Source organism: Hypericibacter terrae (genome assembly GCF_008728855.1).
Taxonomy (GTDB): Bacteria; Pseudomonadota; Alphaproteobacteria; order Dongiales; family Dongiaceae; genus Hypericibacter; species Hypericibacter terrae.
Genome location: NZ_CP042906.1, coordinates 5,435,141 through 5,452,234, shown reverse-complemented (window position 1 = coordinate 5,452,234; position 17,094 = coordinate 5,435,141). Strand labels below are relative to the sequence as shown.

The window sequence follows — 17,094 nt, the reverse complement described above, 5'->3', positions numbered from 1 at the left end:
CCCTAAACCTGCGCCTGCCGCTTCGCATGCTCGCGGCGAGGATGCACATAGAGATCCGGTGAATCTCTCGCCACCTTCACCGCGGGCGGGGGCGGGCGGATGGCGTAGGTGACCGGCTGCTGATGGTCGGCGAATTGCCGCTGGGCGTTATAGACCCGGTCGAATTTCCAGATCGAGCGCGCGAAGTTGGTCTGGCCCTGGAGGGCGAGCTTCAGGATCAGCCCCGCGGTGTCGCGCAAGGCGCGGAAGCCCATATGCTTCTGGGCGATGTTGCGCTGGGTTTCCACCAGCTCCTGGTAGAATTCGAGCAGGGGCAGGCGGGTCGGCAGCACCGCATGCTGGATGTCGAACAGGCGGTAGTCGCGCGTGGCCAGGCGCCGCGCCTCGGTCAACCACAGCTCGGTGCCGGGATAGGGGGTGGCGACCGTGAAATGCACGACGTCGGGCACGCTCAGCGCCCATTCGCGCACCACGGCGAAGCGCTCCTTGTCCCAGTCGGGATCGGCGATCAGATTGATGGCGACCTTGATGCCGAGCTTGCGCGCGATCTCGAGCGCCTCGAAGTTGGTGCCGGGCGAAGACCGTTTGCGATGCAGCTTCAAGCCTTCCGCATCGATCGCCTCCAGCCCGAGGAACAGATATTTGAGTCCCAGCGTCTTCCAGTAGGTGAAGACCTCCTGGTTGCGGATCAGCACGTCGGCCCGCGTCTCCAGGTAATATTGCTTGCGGATGTTGCGCCGCTCGATCTCGCGTCCGATCGCAAAGCCATGCTCGGGATGGATGAAGGCGACGTCGTCGACGATAAAGACGTTGGGCTCCTTGATCCTCGCCAGCTCCTCGCCTGCCGCCTCGGCGCTCGCCATGCGATAGCTGCGGCCATAGAAGGTCCAGGCGCTGCAGAAGGAGCAATCCCAGGGGCAGCCCCGCGTGAACTCGATCGAGGCGCAGGGATCGAGCATGCCGATGAAGTAGTTCTTGCGCCGGCGCAGGAGATCGCGCGCCGGCGGGAACTGGTCCAGGCTCTCGAGCAGAACCGGGACGGGCCCGCGGCCCTTGACGGTCACGGTGCCGGGGACCCGGTCCACCCCGCCATCCTCGATCGCGCTGATCAGCATGGGCGTCGCGATCTCGCCCTCCCCGCGCAGCACGCAGTCGATGGCGCCGCCGCCATGCTCGAGCAGCTCGTCGGCGATGAAGGAGGCGCTGTGCCCGCCGACGAACACATAGCAGTCCTTGATCTGCTGCTTGGCGCTCTTCGCGAGGTCGACAACCTCCGGCAGATTGGCCAGGTAATTCAGCGAGAAGCCGATGGCGCGCGGATTGAAGCTCTTGAGCTCGTCCGCAAGATCCTCATGCCCGAAATTCTGCAGGTCGATCAGCCGGACCTCGTGGCCCGCGGCGCGTACAGCCTGGGCGACCCGCTCCATGCCAAGCGGCTCCAGGCGCAGATAGACCTCGCTATACATCAAGGGGCCGGGGTGGACGAAAAGCACGCGCATAACGCCTCCTGTGGAATTCGGGAACCCGGGTCGTCGCCTCCTGAACTGTGGAACTACCGCCCTCAACGCGGGCGATCACGCCGTCGATCTTATCCGGTTGCGAGCGGCCGGCGCGAGTCCTGGTCCTGATGATCGAGGAAGAGCCCACCCCCTGATGGAAGGCCCACTCTACCAAGTGGGCCGAGTCATCCCTGTGGCAAGGAGGGAGCAGGCGATCTTGAACCGGTCGTCGCAGCCAGTTGGGGGAAGCGATCCACGATCGCGGCGACCGCCTGCCGGAAGCGCTCCTCCCAATCGCCGGTCAGCGTCAGGTGCGGCAGGTTGCGTCCGGTCAGTTCCGCCTGGCATCGCCGGGCGAAGCGGGCCCGCATCTCGGGATCCGGGAAATAGCGCGTGCCGTCGTCGATCCAGGGCACGTCGACATCGCAGTTCAGATAGAGATCGGCCGGCCTGGCGATGTGATCGAGCCGCGGATCTCGCTCTCCCAGCAACATGTCCGACCAGACCGCGGTCAGGACCGGATCGGTGTCGAGCAGCAGGATGCGGTTGGCCTGTCGGGCCGCCGCCGCCGTCAGCGCCCCATGGCCGCGCGCGATCAGAACGAGATCCTCCAGGCTGCAGCCCGTGCCGAAATGCTCGGTATGGGTGCGCCCATATTCCGGCACGAACAGCGTGTCGAAATGCGCGGCCAGCCGGCGCGCCAATGTCGATTTGCCGGTGCTTTCGGGCCCGAACAGGCAGATCTGCTTCACGAAATGGGGCCGGACCGGCGCCGGGATGCGGTCCCAATGGGCGAAGGGATCGCCCAGCACGTCGCGGCCGGCGGCGGGTACGGCAAAACGCGGCGGGTCCACCGGCACGAAACGGCCACCGACCTCCGCCGCCAGCCGATGGCCGTAGCTCTCCGAGGCGAAGACGAAGTCGATCGGCTCGGGATGGGCGCGCTTCACGATTCCGCGCCAGATCGGCCAGAAATCCGGATGCTCGGACGGCGCCTGCGGAACCTCATCGGTCAGATGCACGACGCGCGCTTCGGGGAAGAGCTCCCTCATCCAGGCGAAGCGCAGGGCGCCGGGAATGGGGTCGCGCGGCAGGCTGCAGACCAGGATCGTCAGATCCTCGACATAGTCGCGGGCGAAATCGCAGAGCAGCACGTGACCCTGATGCGGCGGGAGGAATTTTCCCAGAAGGAATCCACGGGCCATGCATGCTCCGGCGGCAGGGGACGAGGCCCGCCACTTTAGCGGCAGCCCGGCCGGCTCGTCGCGCCTCGCATGGCGGTGGCCGTCAGATTCTCCAGATCCCCGACGCCGTCCTCAGGCCGGGCGACGATGTCTGCAGCCGTCGGCGTCGTCTCGATTCTCTATCCGAGAGCCCCGGCGACCGGCCCGCACAAGATCGTCAGGACTGGCGCTTCTCCGCCTCGATCAGCCGGCGCGCCTTGTCGCGCAGCTCGGCCAGCGTGTCGCCCGGCGCATGGCCCTCGACCTGATCGAAATCGAGCTCGAGCACGATGGCCCGCAGGAGGCGCATCGCCTCGCTGTCCGGATTCGTCGCTTTATCCTGCTTCATCGCTTTCATCGCGGTCCCCATCACTCTGCGTTTCCGTTCGGGGGGCGGCAATGGACGGGATCCAGGCCCCTCGGGCGGCGGTGTCGCGAAGCGGGGACTCCCATCCCGTTCCTCGCGCATCGATACCGGCTGGCGTCGAGCGATAGTCGCGGAAGATGGCGAGATGGTGGCAAGACGCGCCCATGAGCGCTTTGTCACGCTGACGGTTTTGTCATGTTGGCCACGATCGTCAGGCGGCGCGGCGCTCGCGGCGGAAAAACTCGCGGGTGAAATCCAGGAAAGCCTGCGCCACCGGCCGCAGCCTATGGTCGGCGAGATGCACGGCGGCGATCGGCGCCGAGGGCAGCGCATCGGTCAGCTTGACGGCGCGCGTCTGCTTGCCGTCATAGGTGGTGAGCGTCCTGGAGGGATGGTTCAGCACCGTGTAACCCAGGCCGTTCGCGACCAGGCTGCGCACCGCTTCGACCGACTGGGTGCGGTAGCGCACCTGGGGCGCCACGCCGAGCGCACCGAAGACGGAGGCGAAATAGTCGCGGCTGATCGGCATGTCCAGCAGCACGCAAGGCTCGTCGACCAGCTCCTTGAGCGAGATCGCGCGGCGGCGCGCCAGCCGGTGATCGGCCGGCAGCAGCGCATAGGCCGGCAGTTCCAGCATCCGCTCGATGGCGAAGCGTCGCGGCAGTTGCAGGTCGTAGGTGAGCGCGAGCTCGATCCAGCCCTCCATCATGCCCTGCTGCAGGAACCCCTGGTCGCCCTCATGGAACACCACCTCGATCTCGGGATACTTCCGGGTGAAGCCGCTGATGATCGAGGGCAGATAGCGCGCCAGGATATAGGCGAGGCAGCCGATCGAGAGCGTGCCGCGCAGCGCGTGGCCCACGCCGGCGAGCGTGGTGGCGAAGTCGTTGACCTGGCTCAGGAGCTTGCGGACCTCGCGCAACACCTCGGTCCCGGCCGGCGTCAGCGCCACGCCGCGCGCATGCTGGCGCACGAAGAGATCGACCCCCAGTGCGGTCTCGAGCTGGCGGATGGCGAGCGAGACCGCGGGCTGCGAGACATGAAGGCCGCGCGCCGCGGCGGTGACATTGCCGGCATCCGCCACGGCCACGAAATAACGCAGCACCCGCAAGGGAAGATCGATCAGGTTCATCAATGCAGATGATAAGTAAATTATATTTTCCTATCCAGGGCCTCCTTTGCGACCCTGAGGCCCTGTCGCCGAGGAGGGCCGCCATGCCGGATACCGAACGCAACGGGCGCGACTATGTCGTCAGCAAGCCGGTGGCGCGCCGCGCCACCGATCCGAATCTGCGCACCGGGGCGGAGTTCCGCGAGAGCCTGCGCGACGGGCGCCATGTGATAGCCAACGGCCGCGACGTGGCCGATGTGACGGCAGAGCCGACGCTCAGCCGCGGCATCGACCAGGTTGCCCGTTATTTCGATGCCCAGCATGACCCGGCGACGCGCGATCTTCTCACCACGATCGAGCCCGACACCGGCGAGCGGATCTCGACCGCCTGGCTGGTGCCGCGCTCGATCGAGGATCTCTGGCGCTATGACGCCATGATCAAATGCAGCACGTCATTGAGCTTCGGCGTGTTCGGGCGCCCGCCGGATTACGGCCCGGTCAAGGCCATCTCCTTCGTCGCCTGGAATCATCTGGTGCGAAAGCAGGAGCCCGAGGCGCTCGACAAGATCATGAATTTCCTGCGGGTCGGGCAGCGCAACAACCTGACCAGCGCCGACGTCATCATCGACGTCCAGACCGACCGCAAGACGCCGGTGGCACAGCGCGCCGCCCGGCTGCGCGTGGTCGAGGAACGCAAGGACGGGATCGTGATCTCGGGCGCCAAGGCCGGCAATTCGGTCCTGGCCCAGGGCAATATCGGCACCATCTCGATGCCGCCGCCTGTCCCCGGCATGCCCGAGGAATGCATGATCTGGGCGGCGGTGCCGGCCAACGCGCCCGGCATGACCCTCTTGCTGCGCGAAGCCACCACGAACGGCGCGGAGGCCCGCGAGGATCATCCGATCGACGCCGATGGCGAGGAGGCCGATGGCCTCCTGATCTTCGACCGCGTCTTCATCCCCTGGGACTATGTGTTCAGCTACAAGAACAAGACCACGGCCGACATCTACAACATCCTCGGCCAGTTCGCCTTCTGGAAGATCGCGACGCGGCTCTCCTACCGCGCCGAGATCTTCGCCGGGGTGGCGCAGATGATCGTCGATGCGCTGGGCACCGACCAGATCCCGGCCGTCCGCGCGCTGGTGTCCGAGGTGATCCACTATGCCGCCACGCTGCGGGGGATGATGACGGCCGCGGTCGCGCGGGCGAAGCCGACCGAGAGCGGGGTCATGCTGCCCGACCATGTGTTCGTGACGGCGGGGCGGCTGCACAGCATCGAGGCCTATCCGCGCATCATGCAGATCCTGCGCGAGCTTTCCGGGCAGGGCCTCATCGGCCGCGTGCCGCAGGCAACCTGGGACCGGCCCGATATCGGGCCGCTGCTTGACGAGTATCTGCCGGGCCACAAGCTCGACGCCCGCGACAAGAACCGGCTCTTCAACCTGGTCTGGGACATGTCCTGCAGCCCGAGCGCGATGCGCCTCGCCCTGTTCGAAAACATCAACGCGACGCCGGCGCCGGCCCTACGCGAGGAACTCTACCGGGTCTATGATCGGGGGCCGGCGATGGCGGCCATCCGCAAGCGGGCCGGGATCGCCTGAGAACCGGGTGCCCGGCTCCATCCTGGCCCCATTGTGATGCGACGGAGAGGATGCGAGGCATGATCCGCAACCCGATTCCCTGGCCCGACGGCGCGCGCTGCGCGGTCGCGATCACCTTCGACATGGATGCCGACAGCATCCTGCATCTGGCGCATCACGAGCAGGCCAACAACAAAGTGATGACCATGTCGATGCTGCGCTACGACCCGGAGGTCGCGGTCCCGCGTCTGGTCGACATGTTCGCCGAGTTCGGCATCCAGCAGACTTTCTTCCTCCCGGCCTGGTGCATCGAGCGCTATCCGGCGACCGTCGAGCTGATCCTGAAGGGCGGCCATGAGATCGGCCATCACGGTTATCTCCACGAGCATCCCAACGAGCTGCCGCCCGAGGAGGAGCTCTACTGGTTCGATCGCAGCATCGACGCGATCGTGAAGGCGACCGGCCAGCCGCCGCGCGGGTTCCGCGCGCCCTCCTACCGCTTTTCGGCCAAGACGCTCGATTTCCTGGTCCAGCGCGGCCTGAGCTACGACGCCTCCCTCATGGGCGACGACATTCCCTACCTGCTCGACAACGGCCAGGGCCGCGTGGTCGAGCTGCCGTCGCACTATGCGATGGACGACTGGGCGCATTTCATGGTGGCGCGGGACTTCGGCTATATGATGCCGATCAAGGCGCCGTCCCATGGCATGGATGTGTTCCGCGAGGAGTTCGACGCGGCCTGGCGCTATGGCGGGCTCTGGATCTCGGTCTGGCATCCGATGCTGATGGGGCGCCTCGCCCGCGCCGCGGCGCTGGCCGACCTGATCGCCCATATGCAGGGCAAGGGCAAGGTCTGGTTCGCCAAGCTCGAGGACATCGCGGCCCATGTGAAGAAGGTCGTGGCCGACGGGAGCTGGAACCCGCGCGTCGATCGCCTGCCTTATTACCCGGGCCCGATCCCGGAATTGCCGAGGAAGCCGACATGAGTCCCGACAGCGCCACCGCCGGCCGCGCCGCCGCCGACAAAGCCACCTTGCTGGACTGGATCGAGCGCGACCGCGAGCGGCTGATCGGGTTCCTCAGCGGTTTCGTTCAGGCGGCGAGCCCCAACCCGCCGGGCGACACGCTGGCGCCGGCGGCCTTCGTCCGCGAATTCCTCGAGGCGGAGAAGCTTTCCTATCGCGTGATCGCGCCGCAGGCGCAGATGCCCAATCTGGTCGCGAGCTTCGAGGGCAGGGGCCCGGGAAAGCATCTGGTGCTGAACGGCCATATCGACGTGTTCCCCTCGGGCGATCCGGCCCACTGGACGCACGGGCCCTGGAGCGGCGACATCGCCGATGGCTATGTCTGGGGCCGCGGCGCCGCGGACATGAAATGCGGCACCACCGCCTCGATCTTCACCTATGCCTATCTCCATCGCCTGCGCGAGAAGCTCAAGGGCAGGCTGACCCTGACCGTGGTCTCGGACGAGGAGACCTTCGGGCCCTGGGGTGCGCGCTACCTGATGGAGAATCATCCCGAGGTCCATGGCGATTGCTGCCTCAATGGCGAGCCCAGCGATCCGCTCACGGTCAGGTTCGGCGAGAAGGGACCGCTCTGGCTCGCTTTCACGGTCCGCACCAAGGGCGCCCATGGCGGCTATCCTCACCTGTCCGAGAGCGCCACCCAGATCGCGGCGGCCCTGATCGGCGATCTCTACCGGCTGGCCCGCCAGAAAGTGCCGCCGCCGGGCAATGTCGGCGGCATCCTCGATCGTTCGGCCGAGGTCATCGAGCGCGCGCTGGGTGCGGGGGCGACCGAAGTGATGCGCTCGGTCACGCTCAATATCGGCGTCATCCAGGGCGGGCTCAAAGTGAACATGATCCCGTCCGAATGCCGCTTCGAAGCCGATTTCCGCCTGCCGGTCGGTATCGGCAAGGAACAGCTCATGGAAAAGATCCGGCAGCTCCTCGGTCGCTACCCGCAGGCCTCGCTGGAGGAGATCAATTACAGCCCGTCGAACTGGTGCGATCCCGAGCATGAGATGATCGGAATCATCCAGGGCAATGTGAAGGCGATGAAGGGCTTCGAGCCGGCGCCCATCGTCGGGCTCGGCGGCACCGACACGCGGCTCTGGCGCTATCGCGACATCCCCGCTTACGTCTATGGCCCTTCGCCCAAGACCATGGGCAAGACCGACGAGCGGGTGGCGATCGAGGAATTCCTCCATATCGTCCGCACCCACGCCCTCTCGGCCTACGACTATCTGAGCCGCTGAAGCCCGGCCGGCCGCCGGTTTCCTGGCTCCGGCGGCCGGGATCGCGCGCCTTGACTTATCCTATGGGGGAGGATAGGATACCCATCATGCCCGACGATCATCGCGGGGAGGCCCCTCGGGGCACGCCCCATGCCAGCCATCCCGAAGTGCTGAAGCGCCTCAAGCGCGCGCAGGGCCATCTCGCCACCGTCATGGCGATGATCGAGGCCGATCGCGGCTGTCTCGACATCGCGCAGCAGCTCCAGGCGGTCGAAAGTGCGATCGCCAACGCCAAGCGCCTGCTGGTCCATGACCATATCGACAATTGCATCGAGCGGGCGGCGGGCCCGGTCTCGCGCGGAACCCGCGTCGCGCTCGACGAGTTCAAGGCGATCGCCCGCTATCTCTAGACGCGGGCCATTCCGCGCCCTCCCACCCGGAGCTCCGGCTTGAAGTCTCACGCCGCCCATTCCCTCGATCGCTGGCAGCGCGATCATGTCTATCTCGCCGACCGCCATGACAAGCGCGCGCGGCGGGTCTGGATCGCCGTCTGGCTGACCGCGGCGATGATGGTGGCCGAGATCGCCGCCGGCTATGCCTTCGGCTCGATGGCGCTCCTGGCCGATGGCTGGCATATGGCGACCCATGCGGGCGCGCTGGGCCTCGCCGGGCTCGCCTATCGCTACGCGGCGCGCCACGCGCGCAATGCTCATTTCAGCTTCGGCACCGGCAAGCTCGGCGATCTCGCCGCTTTCACCAACGCGATCGTGCTGGCCCTGATCGCGGCCTTCATCGTCTATGAGAGCGTCCGACGGCTGCTGATGCCGGAGCCGATCAACTATGACGACGCGCTGATCGTCGCCGCGGTCGGACTGCTGATCAATCTCGGCTGCGCGGCGCTGCTGCATGAGAAGGCCGCCGGCGGCGCGGCGGCCGATCACGGTCACGATCGTGCGTCGCACGATCACGATCATGGCCACAGCCATCGCGACCACAACCTCCATGGCGCCTACCTCCATGTCATCGCCGATGCCGCCACCTCCGTGCTGGCGATCGCGGGTCTGCTGGCGGGGCGGCTCTGGGGCTGGGCCTGGATGGATGCGACCGTCGGCCTCATCGGCGCCGCCGTGATCGGCCGCTGGTCCCTGGGGCTGATGAAATCGAGCGGCGCCGTGCTGCTCGATGCGGTCCCCGATCGCGGGCTGGAGCAGCGCATCCGCAGCCGGCTGGAGAGCGACGCCGACCGCGTCACCGACCTCCATCTCTGGCGCCTGGGGCCGGGGCATTACGCCGCCATGGCCTCGCTGGTCTCGACCGCGCCCCAGACGCCGGCACAGTACAAAGCGCGGCTCCAGGACCTGCCGAGCCTGTCGCATGTGACGGTCGAGGTGGAGCCTTGCGAGATCTGCGAGACGCTCTGAGGCGAGATCTGTGCCGTCCCCTCTCCCGCTTGCGGGGGAGGGTCAGGGAGGGGGATGACGCGATAGAGGTCAGGGACAGGCGCGGACGGTTTGCGCAGCGATGGCTGGCATCGCGTCGTCCCCCTCCCTAGCCCTCCCCCTGAACGGGGAGGGAACAAGGCTGCGCATGTCCCTCACCCCACCAGGCGATCGGCTTCGCGTTCGCGGGCGGGCGGGAACCAGAGCGTCACCCGGGTTCCGACATCCTTGCGGCTCTCCAGCGTCATGCGGCCGCCATGGAGCTCGATGAAGCGCTTGGTGATGGAGAGCCCGAGGCCGCTGCCTTCGACCCGCCGCGCCAGGCTCGATTCGATCTGCACGAACGGTTCGAGCGCCATCTTGAGCTCGGACTCGGTCATGCCGATGCCGGTATCGGTCACGCGGATCTCGATCCCGCCATCCGCGGCACGCCCGCCTTCCACCGCGATGCGGCCCCGCTCCGGCGTGAACTTGATCGCGTTCGACAGCAGATTGAGCAGCATCTGGCGCACCAGCCGCTCGTCCGCCAGGATGCTGCCGAGCCCTTCCATGTCGCCGATGGTCGCCGTCAGCCGTTTCTGATCGAGTTGCGGGCGCAGGAGATTGACGCAGGCCTCCGCCATCTTGCCGAGATTGACGCGCTCTTCATGGAGCTGCAGCTTGCCGGCCTCGATGCGCGACAGGTCGAGGATGTCACTGATCAGGCCCAGCAGCTGCTGGCCGGAAATGCGGATGTCGGCGGCATAGTCGCGATAGACCGGGACGATCGGCCCGCGCACTTCGCTGCGGATCAAGTCGGCGAAGCCGATGATGGCGTTGAGTGGCGTGCGCAGCTCATGGCTGATGATCGACAGGAAATCGGATTTGGCGCGGCTCAACTGTTCGGCGCGCTCCTTCTGCTGCAGCAGCGCCAGATTCTGTTCTTCGATGAGCGCGCGGTGGCGCAGCATCTCGGCGCGATTGCGCTCGAGGAAGAAGATGATCCCGCCCGACAGGGCGAGCATCGCCAGGAAGGCCCCGATGATCGCCGGCAGCATCTGCCGCAGGAGTGCCTGCCCCGGCCTTTCCGGATCCCACGCGATGGCACCGATCGGGCTCCCGTCGGGCGCGCTGAGGGCAATCGCCGTATCGGACGGTTTGGGGGGCGTTGCCTGCCAGCGCAGGTTCTTGAATCCATAGCTGGCGGCGATGTCGTTCAGGAGCCCGGGGTCGATCGCACGGATCAGCACGAGCAGGTGATCCCACTGCGGCCCCGGTTTGCCATCCTGCCTGGTGATTGCACCCACGGCGGCGATTGCCGGCGCGCCCTGCCACATCACGAAGCCGTCGGCGGGTTCCGGGCCGGTGTCTTCCGTCCAACGGCCCTTGGCCGCCGCACGGGCCGCATTGAAGAGAGGCTGCAACACCGTCAGGACCGGCGCGATCGAGGAGGGCGGCTGCGTTTGACCCTCGACAAAGACGATGGTGGGCTGCTCCGCGCCGTCGATCACGAAGGCGGTCGCGATATGGAACGAGGTGTTGAGATACTCGCCGATATTGGCGTCGGCCCACTCCGTTGACGGCTGGTCCACCAGATTCTCGACCGCATCGGACCAGAAGCTGTAGTCGCGTGCGAGATTCGCGACCTCGTGCTGGCGGGCGACCAGAATGGCGGCCAGCGTGGTCTGCGACTGCGTCACGGCCAGGCGGTCCTGACTGCGTGCGGCCATCTGCGTCACGGTCAGAATCGCTGCCGCGCCCAGCAGCAGCAGGGCGATGACCGCAAGCATCGGCCAACGGGGAATCGAGTTGGACAGCATGGAACGCGTCAGCAAACCTTCGGTTCGAGCGGACCCCAGGAGTTCGAGGCCCCGGAACGTCGCCATCGGCGATCCGTCACCCCTGGCCGATCGGGGAAAGGGTCGCAGAAAAGGGTTATGATGCCACTAACCTGTTAGGGGCTCTTTTACGCCGATTCCTTCCTCCGGACCGGCTCTCGTCCCGCTTTTGGGTCAGAACCGGGAACGGCGGCCCGCAGGTCGCGGTTCCGTCATAGGACCCTGTTAATCCCGCCTCTTCGGCCGAGCGGGTCCTTCAGTCTAGCCCGCCAGCCGCGAGGCCTCCATCCGCCGTTCGGGCGGGAACCAGAGCGTCGCCGAGGTGCCTTCGCCCTTCCGGCTCTCGAGGGTCAGGCGGCCGCCATGGGCCTCGACGAATCTCTTGGTGATCGGCAGGCCGAGCCCCGAGCCGCCGAAGCGGCGCGACAGGCTCGATTCCACCTGGACGAAGGGCTCGAGTGCCATCTCCATCTCGGCCGCCGCCATGCCGATCCCGGTATCGGTGATGATGAGCTCGAGGCCGCCATCGGCCGCGATCCGCCCGGAGAAGCTCACCATGCCGCGCTCCGGCGTGAACTTGATGGCGTTGGAGAGAAGATTGAGAATCATCTGATTGACCAGCCGCTCGTCGGCGCGGATCTCGCCCAGCCGCTTGACCTCGTCCAGGCTGAGCTTGAGCTTCTTGCGCTCGATCTGCGGCATCATCAGGGCCAGGCAGGTCTCGGCCGCGGCATCGATCGAGACGATATCCTCATGCAGCTCGAAGCGATTGGCCTCGATCCGCGACAGATCGAGGATGTCGTTGATGAGGCTGAGCAGATGCTGGCCGGAATTGTGGATGTCGTTGGAATATTCGCGATAGCGCGGATGGCCAATCGGCCCCTTGATCTCGCTGCGCATCAGGTCGGCGAAACCGATGATGGCGTTGAGCGGCGTGCGCAGCTCATGGCTCATGGTCGCCAGGAACTCGCTCTTGGCGCGGTTCGCGCTCTCGGCCTGGGTCTTCGCCTCCATCAGCCGTTCCGACAGGTTGCCCAGCTCGAGCCGGGCCTGATCGAGCTTGCGGAACTGCTGCACCAGCATGCCGACGAAGACGAGCGCGCTGGCGAAGAGGCCCGTCAGCATCGCCGCCAGGATGAGATAGAGCTGCCCCAGCCTCTCGCGCGACTCCTGGGCGCGATCGGCCACCAGCTGCACCACATGCGAGGCGAGCCGGCTCACCGACTGCTCGAGCGAGGGCATCCCGGCGCTGACGATCGCCAGCGATCCCCCGCCCTGGGGCAGATCGCTGACCTGCGGATCGAGCGCCATGGTCTCCGCGCGCGTCTGCTGCACCAATTGGATCGCCTGGCTGTCGCCGCTCATGGCCCTGGCATTCTCGCCGCGCGCCAGGAGCTCCACCCGGCTGATCAGGATGTCATATTGCAGCGCCACCTGGCGCAGATTGCCGGTGTCGGGATCGGCCTCGGCGGCCGCGAGCTTCTGCTGGAAGCGCGCGAACTCCACCTGCAGCTCTGAGGCCGCGAGCGTCAGATTCTCCGTCGGACCCCGCGAGACCGCGGCATGCTCGCCCAGGATCAGCGCCAGCGCCACGACCACGGTGAGAGAGAAAACGCCGACCAGCGTGCCGAGCAGCCAGTGGATCGGGCGCGCCTGGATACGCTTCAAGGCTGCCTCTCCAGAAGCGGCTGCCCGATGCGACCGGTCATGGCGCGAGGCTCGACCCGTCATTCGATGCCGGCCCGCTGCGCGCGACGACAGACTTGCCGTCCCAGGGCGTCGCGCCGTCGCGCACCACGATCTGCGACAGCTGGCGGACCGATCGCGCGGCGACGGCCTCGGTATCGAGCCCCCGCTCGATCGGGTAGAGGATCATGAGCGGACCCATCTCGCGCACCGGGATGTCATGACCCTGACGCGTCAAGGCGATCACCACATCATGATGCTCGGCCTCGGCGATCGGGATTTCCGCGACATAGTCGTTGAGCGCGATCGCCTCGACCGCGGTGCCATGGGCGCCCACGACCGCCAGGAGGCGGCGCAGCAGCACGCCCTGGAATTGGACCGGCTCGTCGTCGAGCGGCGAGATCGCCGCCAACGTGATGATCCCCATCGATTCCAGCATCTGCCGGTCGAACAGCGCCACTTGGCCGTCGGTGGTCCGGTCGATGTCGCCCGAGACGGCGAGCAGGATGGGTCCCTGGGGTGCCGGCAGCAGATCGCCGGCCCGGGCCGCGGGCGATGTCAGGAGCAGCAGGAATGAAATCAGGGCGGGAAGGAGGGGCATTGCCGGGCCCGCCGAGATCAGCCGATGAGGGCGGAGTCCCCGACGATCCCGCCGTCGGCGCCGCCATCCCCCCCAATGCGACACGCCCATCGAAATGATGTGCGTCCCCCCATCCAGTGCTGAAGCCTCGTCTCTGAGACCGAGTGCCGATCCGGACTTGCTAGACGGCTCCGAATCGACCGAATCGGGTGAAGTATAAACAAATTCATAAGATATTCACCCTTATTAACGCTTTGGCTCAGGAGTCGAGGCCAACCTGCTCGAATCCCGTAGCCGATTAAAACATTTATATTTCAATTAGTTATATGTCTTGCCTCGGAAATGGGCAGGCTGCTCTAATGCCGGCCCCGCAAGCGGCCCGGCGCTCCCTTTCTAGCCCGCCCGTCCATCTTCAGGCTGTCCGCGACTCCATGACCCGTCCCGAACCGGCCTCCTATTACGCGGCCACCGCCTCGCCCCGGCCGGCTCGCCCGCCCCTCGAGGGGTCCCTATCGGTCGACGTCGCCATTGTCGGCGGCGGCTTCACGGGTCTCTCGGCGGCCCTGGAGCTGGCGGAGCGGGGCTACAAGGTGGCGCTGCTCGAGGCCGAGACGGTCGGGTGGGGTGCCTCCGGCCGCAATGGCGGCCAGGTCAATACCGGCTATCGCAAGGGTCCGGGCGAGCTGGTGGCGATGTTCGGCCGCGACCAGGCCCGCCGGCTCTGGGCGCTCTCCGAGGAAGCCAAGCAGATGATCCGCGACCGGGTCGCGCGCCATGGCATCGCCTGCGACCTGAAGCCCGGCTCGCTCTATGCGGTGCTGAAAGAGGAAGAGCTGGGCGAGATCGACGGCGATCTCGAAGTGCTGCGGACCCAGCTCGGCTATGACCAGGCGGCGCACGTCGACCGCGCCGGCATGGCGGAGCGCCTGGGCACGACCCTCTATCGCGGCGGCCTGGCCGATGCCGGCGCCCTGCATCTTCATCCGCTCAATTACGCGCTGGGTCTGGCCGCGGCGGCGGAGAAGGCCGGCGCTCGGATCTTCGAGGATACGCGCGCCACCAAGATCGACCCCGCGGGCCATGGCGCCGAGACCGCGCGCGGCCGCGTGACGGCGCGCTTCACGCTGGTCGCCTGCAATGCCTATCTCGAGGGGCTCCTGCCGGCGCTGGAGCCGCGCATCCTGCCGATCTCCAACTACATCATCGCGACCGAGCCGCTGGGGCCGGCCCGCGCGCGGTCCCTCATCCGCGACGATGTCGCGGTCTGCGACAGCAAGTTCGTGGTCAATTACTATCGCCTGTCCGCGGATCATCGGCTGCTGTTCGGCGGCGGCGAGGTCTATACGCGCCGCGATCCGCGCGACATCAAGCGCTTCGTCCGGCCCCATATGCTGCGGGTCTATCCGCAGCTGGCCGATGCCCGCCTCGACTATGGCTGGGGCGGGCGGCTCGCCGTGACGATGTCGCGCCTGCCCAATATCGGCCGGCTCGCGGGCGATCTGTTCTATGCCCAGGGCTTCTCGGGCCAGGGCGTGGCGCTCACCGGCATCGCGGGCCGCGTCATCGCCGAGGCGATGGCGGGCCAGGCCGAGCGCTTCGACATCATGGCGCGGATCCCGCACCGCGCCTTTCCGGGCGGACCGTTGTTGCGTCATCCGGCCCAGATTCTGGGTATGTTGTGGTACGCCATGCGCGACCGGCTTTGAGGCCTTTGCCGGATCCGAACGTCCTTTGCCGTTTTCATCACTGTCGGGGGAATCATTGATCGAGAAGATGCAACCGCTGTCGGCCTTCGGACTGGCGGAACGCCTGCGCATTCGCGGCGTCCTGACCGATATCGACGACACGCTGACGAGCGAAGGCCAGCTGACGCCCGAAGCCTACGACGCCTTGGGACGGCTGCATGAGGCGGGGTTCCTGGTGGTGCCGATCACCGGGCGTCCGGCCGGCTGGTGCGATCACATCGCGCGCATGTGGCCGGTCGATGCGGTGGTGGGCGAGAACGGCGCCTTCTATTTCCGCTATGACGCGAAGGCGCGAAAGCTCGAGAAGCGCTTTCTCGACGACGAGGCGACCCGCGCGGGGAAGCGCGCGCGGTTGAAGCAGCTGGCCGACAGGATCCTTGCCGCGGTCCCGGGTGCCGCCCTCGCCTCGGATCAGCTCTATCGCGAGAGCGATCTCGCCATCGATTTCTGCGAGGACGTCCCGCCTCTGCCGGCGGCGGCGGTCGACCGGATCGTGGCGCTGTTCGAGGAAGCCGGCTGCACCGCCAAGATCAGCTCGATCCATGTCAATGGCTGGTTCGGCGACTACGACAAGCTCGGCATGTCGCGCCGGATGTTGAACGAGGTGTTCTCGATCAATCTCGATGCGCATCGCGACGAGTTCGTCTATGCCGGCGATTCGCCCAACGACCAGCCGATGTTCGCCTATTTCCCGCATGCGGTGGGCGTCGCCAATGTGCGCGACTTCATCCACCGGCTCAAAGACAAGCCACGCTATGTCACGCCGTCGCGCGGCGGGGCGGGCTTCGCCGAGCTCGCGGCCGATCTGCTGGCGGCGCGCGCGCGGTCGTGAGCGAGACGGCGCCCGTCACGGCCGGGATCGGGGCCAGCGGCCTCACCGGCTATCTGGCGCCGGAAGGTTTCGTCGAGGATCTGGTCGCGGAACTGGGCCCGGTCGCCGCGGTGCATGACCGGCTGGTGCTGGCCGAAGGGCCGGCGAGGCCCGCGGCCTGGGCCGCCAACATCTGGCGGGACCCGGTGCGGATTCCGATCGGCTCGATCGCCGAGGGCGCCAAGGCGCTGCGCGCGATCCAGCGCAATTGGGCGCTCTATGATTTCCAGCTCCATGGCCGCGCACGCCTGATCCAGGAACGTCTGCCGCATGTGAGCGCCAAGCCGCTGCAATTTCCTCAGGCCGTGCCGGCGGCACCGCTGGGCTCCTGGACGCTGCTCGACGCGACCACGGTCCTCGCCGCCGCCCATTGCAGCAGCCCTTTTCCCAACGGCGAGGTCCAGTTCATCGAGGACAAGCTCGCGCCGCCCAACCGCGCCTATCTCAAGCTGTGGGAAGCCTTCACGCGGCTGGGCCGGATGCCGGGTCCCGGTCAGCGCTGCCTCGATCTGGGTGCCAGCCCCGGCGGCTGGAGCTGGGTGCTGCAAAGCCTGGGCGCGACGGTGCTGGCGGTCGACAAGGCGCCGCTCGCGCCCGACATCGCGAAGCTGCCCCATATCGAGTTCCTCAAGGCCAGCGCCTTCGCGCTCGAGCCGGCGCAGGTCGGGCCGGTCGATTGGCTCTGCTCAGACGTGATCTGCTATCCCGAGCGGCTGTTGAAGCTGGTGGAACGCTGGCTGGCCTCAGGTCTCGCGCGCAATCTTCTCTGCACGCTGAAATTCCAGGGAGCGACCGATCACGAGACCGCGCGCCGCTTCGCGGCGATCCCAGGCTCGCAGCTGTTCCATCTCCATCACAACAAGCATGAGCTCACCTGGTGCCGGCTCGCGGGATCGAGCGGCTGATGGACGCCTCCCCCTACCCCCTCCCGCAAGGGGAG

At 66.9% G+C, this 17,094-nt stretch carries 15 protein-coding genes; 8 read left to right on the top strand and 7 right to left on the bottom strand.

Translation table 11 applies throughout. The annotated features are described in order from the left end of the window. Positions 1-2: 2 nt before the first annotated feature. The 4 genes from hpnR to FRZ44_RS24910 all read right to left on the bottom strand — a co-directional run bounded on the left by hpnR (position 3) and on the right by FRZ44_RS24910 (position 4,221). Positions 3-1,499, bottom strand: coding sequence for a hopanoid C-3 methylase HpnR (gene hpnR, locus FRZ44_RS24920; protein WP_151179728.1), 1,497 nt, complete (start codon positions 1,497-1,499; stop codon positions 3-5). Between the two features lie 185 nt (positions 1,500-1,684). Then, positions 1,685-2,704 (bottom strand): AAA family ATPase, encoded by a 1,020-nt coding sequence (locus FRZ44_RS24915; protein ID WP_151179727.1) that lies wholly within the window; start codon positions 2,702-2,704, stop codon positions 1,685-1,687. Positions 2,705-2,900: 196 nt separating this feature from the next. Beyond that, a complete protein-coding gene (locus tag FRZ44_RS27185; RefSeq protein ID WP_191908292.1) occupies positions 2,901-3,071 on the bottom strand; it encodes a hypothetical protein in 171 nt (56 codons plus the stop codon). A 229-nt stretch (positions 3,072-3,300) separates the two neighbouring features. Continuing rightward, on the bottom strand, positions 3,301-4,221 hold the full coding sequence (locus FRZ44_RS24910) for a LysR family transcriptional regulator (protein WP_151179726.1): 921 nt from the start codon (positions 4,219-4,221) through the stop codon (positions 3,301-3,303). An 83-nt stretch (positions 4,222-4,304) separates the two neighbouring features. Between FRZ44_RS24910 and FRZ44_RS24905 the strand changes: the two genes are divergently transcribed. The 5 genes from FRZ44_RS24905 (at position 4,305) to dmeF (ending at position 9,437) form a co-directional block, all read left to right on the top strand. After that, positions 4,305-5,801, top strand: coding sequence for a 4-hydroxyphenylacetate 3-hydroxylase N-terminal domain-containing protein (locus FRZ44_RS24905; RefSeq protein WP_191908291.1), 1,497 nt, complete (start codon positions 4,305-4,307; stop codon positions 5,799-5,801). Positions 5,802-5,860: 59 nt separating this feature from the next. Next, positions 5,861-6,766, top strand: coding sequence for a polysaccharide deacetylase family protein (locus tag FRZ44_RS24900; RefSeq protein ID WP_151179724.1), 906 nt, complete (start codon positions 5,861-5,863; stop codon positions 6,764-6,766). After that, entirely contained in the window at positions 6,763-8,037 is a 1,275-nt protein-coding gene (locus tag FRZ44_RS24895; protein WP_151179723.1) for a M20/M25/M40 family metallo-hydrolase, read from the top strand. Before FRZ44_RS24900 ends, FRZ44_RS24895 begins: the two co-directional genes overlap by 4 nt. Before the next feature lie 86 nt (positions 8,038-8,123). Then, complete coding sequence (locus FRZ44_RS24890; RefSeq protein WP_151179722.1) at positions 8,124-8,426, top strand: metal-sensing transcriptional repressor; 303 nt, start codon at positions 8,124-8,126, stop codon at positions 8,424-8,426. A gap of 39 nt (positions 8,427-8,465) precedes the next feature. Next, positions 8,466-9,437, top strand: coding sequence for a CDF family Co(II)/Ni(II) efflux transporter DmeF (gene dmeF, locus FRZ44_RS24885; RefSeq protein ID WP_151179721.1), 972 nt, complete (start codon positions 8,466-8,468; stop codon positions 9,435-9,437). Between the two features lie 173 nt (positions 9,438-9,610). Here dmeF and FRZ44_RS24880 read toward each other — a convergent pair whose 3' ends face one another. The 3 genes from FRZ44_RS24880 to FRZ44_RS24870 all read right to left on the bottom strand — a co-directional run bounded on the left by FRZ44_RS24880 (position 9,611) and on the right by FRZ44_RS24870 (position 13,559). Next, the gene (locus FRZ44_RS24880; protein WP_151179720.1) at positions 9,611-11,320 is read right to left on the bottom strand and encodes a sensor histidine kinase; all 1,710 of its coding nucleotides are present in this window, start codon (positions 11,318-11,320) and stop codon (positions 9,611-9,613) included. A gap of 213 nt (positions 11,321-11,533) precedes the next feature. Further along, positions 11,534-12,940 (bottom strand): sensor histidine kinase, encoded by a 1,407-nt coding sequence (locus tag FRZ44_RS24875; protein ID WP_191908290.1) that lies wholly within the window; start codon positions 12,938-12,940, stop codon positions 11,534-11,536. A gap of 37 nt (positions 12,941-12,977) precedes the next feature. Beyond that, positions 12,978-13,559 (bottom strand): molybdopterin-dependent oxidoreductase, encoded by a 582-nt coding sequence (locus FRZ44_RS24870; RefSeq protein WP_191908289.1) that lies wholly within the window; start codon positions 13,557-13,559, stop codon positions 12,978-12,980. Between the two features lie 410 nt (positions 13,560-13,969). On the opposite strand from FRZ44_RS24870, the gene FRZ44_RS24865 reads away from it, so the two are divergent. The 3 genes from FRZ44_RS24865 (at position 13,970) to FRZ44_RS24855 (ending at position 17,059) form a co-directional block, all read left to right on the top strand. Continuing rightward, entirely contained in the window at positions 13,970-15,244 is a 1,275-nt protein-coding gene (locus FRZ44_RS24865) for an NAD(P)/FAD-dependent oxidoreductase (protein ID WP_151179717.1), read from the top strand. 67 nt (positions 15,245-15,311) lie between these two features. Next, positions 15,312-16,115, top strand: a complete 804-nt coding sequence (locus FRZ44_RS24860; protein WP_151179716.1) for an HAD family hydrolase — start codon at positions 15,312-15,314, stop codon at positions 16,113-16,115. After that, positions 16,112-17,059, top strand: coding sequence for an SAM-dependent methyltransferase (locus FRZ44_RS24855; protein WP_191908288.1), 948 nt, complete (start codon positions 16,112-16,114; stop codon positions 17,057-17,059). Before FRZ44_RS24860 ends, FRZ44_RS24855 begins: the two co-directional genes overlap by 4 nt. Positions 17,060-17,094 lie beyond the last annotated feature (35 nt).

What these genes read in the sequence shown, in the direction of transcription:
- FRZ44_RS27185 (WP_191908292.1), bottom strand. Translation starts at nt 3,071, where the DNA reads ATGAAGCAGGATAAAGCGACGAATCCGGACAGCGAGGCGATGCGCCTC.
- FRZ44_RS24895 (WP_151179723.1), top strand. Translation starts at nt 6,763, where the DNA reads ATGAGTCCCGACAGCGCCACCGCCGGCCGCGCCGCCGCCGACAAAGCC.
- FRZ44_RS24860 (WP_151179716.1), top strand. Translation starts at nt 15,312, where the DNA reads ATGCAACCGCTGTCGGCCTTCGGACTGGCGGAACGCCTGCGCATTCGC.
- FRZ44_RS24910 (WP_151179726.1), bottom strand. Translation starts at nt 4,221, where the DNA reads ATGAACCTGATCGATCTTCCCTTGCGGGTGCTGCGTTATTTCGTGGCC.
- FRZ44_RS24865 (WP_151179717.1), top strand. Translation starts at nt 13,970, where the DNA reads ATGACCCGTCCCGAACCGGCCTCCTATTACGCGGCCACCGCCTCGCCC.
- FRZ44_RS24890 (WP_151179722.1), top strand. Translation starts at nt 8,124, where the DNA reads ATGCCCGACGATCATCGCGGGGAGGCCCCTCGGGGCACGCCCCATGCC.
- FRZ44_RS24905 (WP_191908291.1), top strand. Translation starts at nt 4,305, where the DNA reads ATGCCGGATACCGAACGCAACGGGCGCGACTATGTCGTCAGCAAGCCG.
- FRZ44_RS24880 (WP_151179720.1), bottom strand. Translation starts at nt 11,320, where the DNA reads ATGGCGACGTTCCGGGGCCTCGAACTCCTGGGGTCCGCTCGAACCGAA.
- hpnR (WP_151179728.1), bottom strand. Translation starts at nt 1,499, where the DNA reads ATGCGCGTGCTTTTCGTCCACCCCGGCCCCTTGATGTATAGCGAGGTC.
- FRZ44_RS24870 (WP_191908289.1), bottom strand. Translation starts at nt 13,559, where the DNA reads ATGCCCCTCCTTCCCGCCCTGATTTCATTCCTGCTGCTCCTGACATCG.
- FRZ44_RS24915 (WP_151179727.1), bottom strand. Translation starts at nt 2,704, where the DNA reads ATGGCCCGTGGATTCCTTCTGGGAAAATTCCTCCCGCCGCATCAGGGT.
- FRZ44_RS24900 (WP_151179724.1), top strand. Translation starts at nt 5,861, where the DNA reads ATGATCCGCAACCCGATTCCCTGGCCCGACGGCGCGCGCTGCGCGGTC.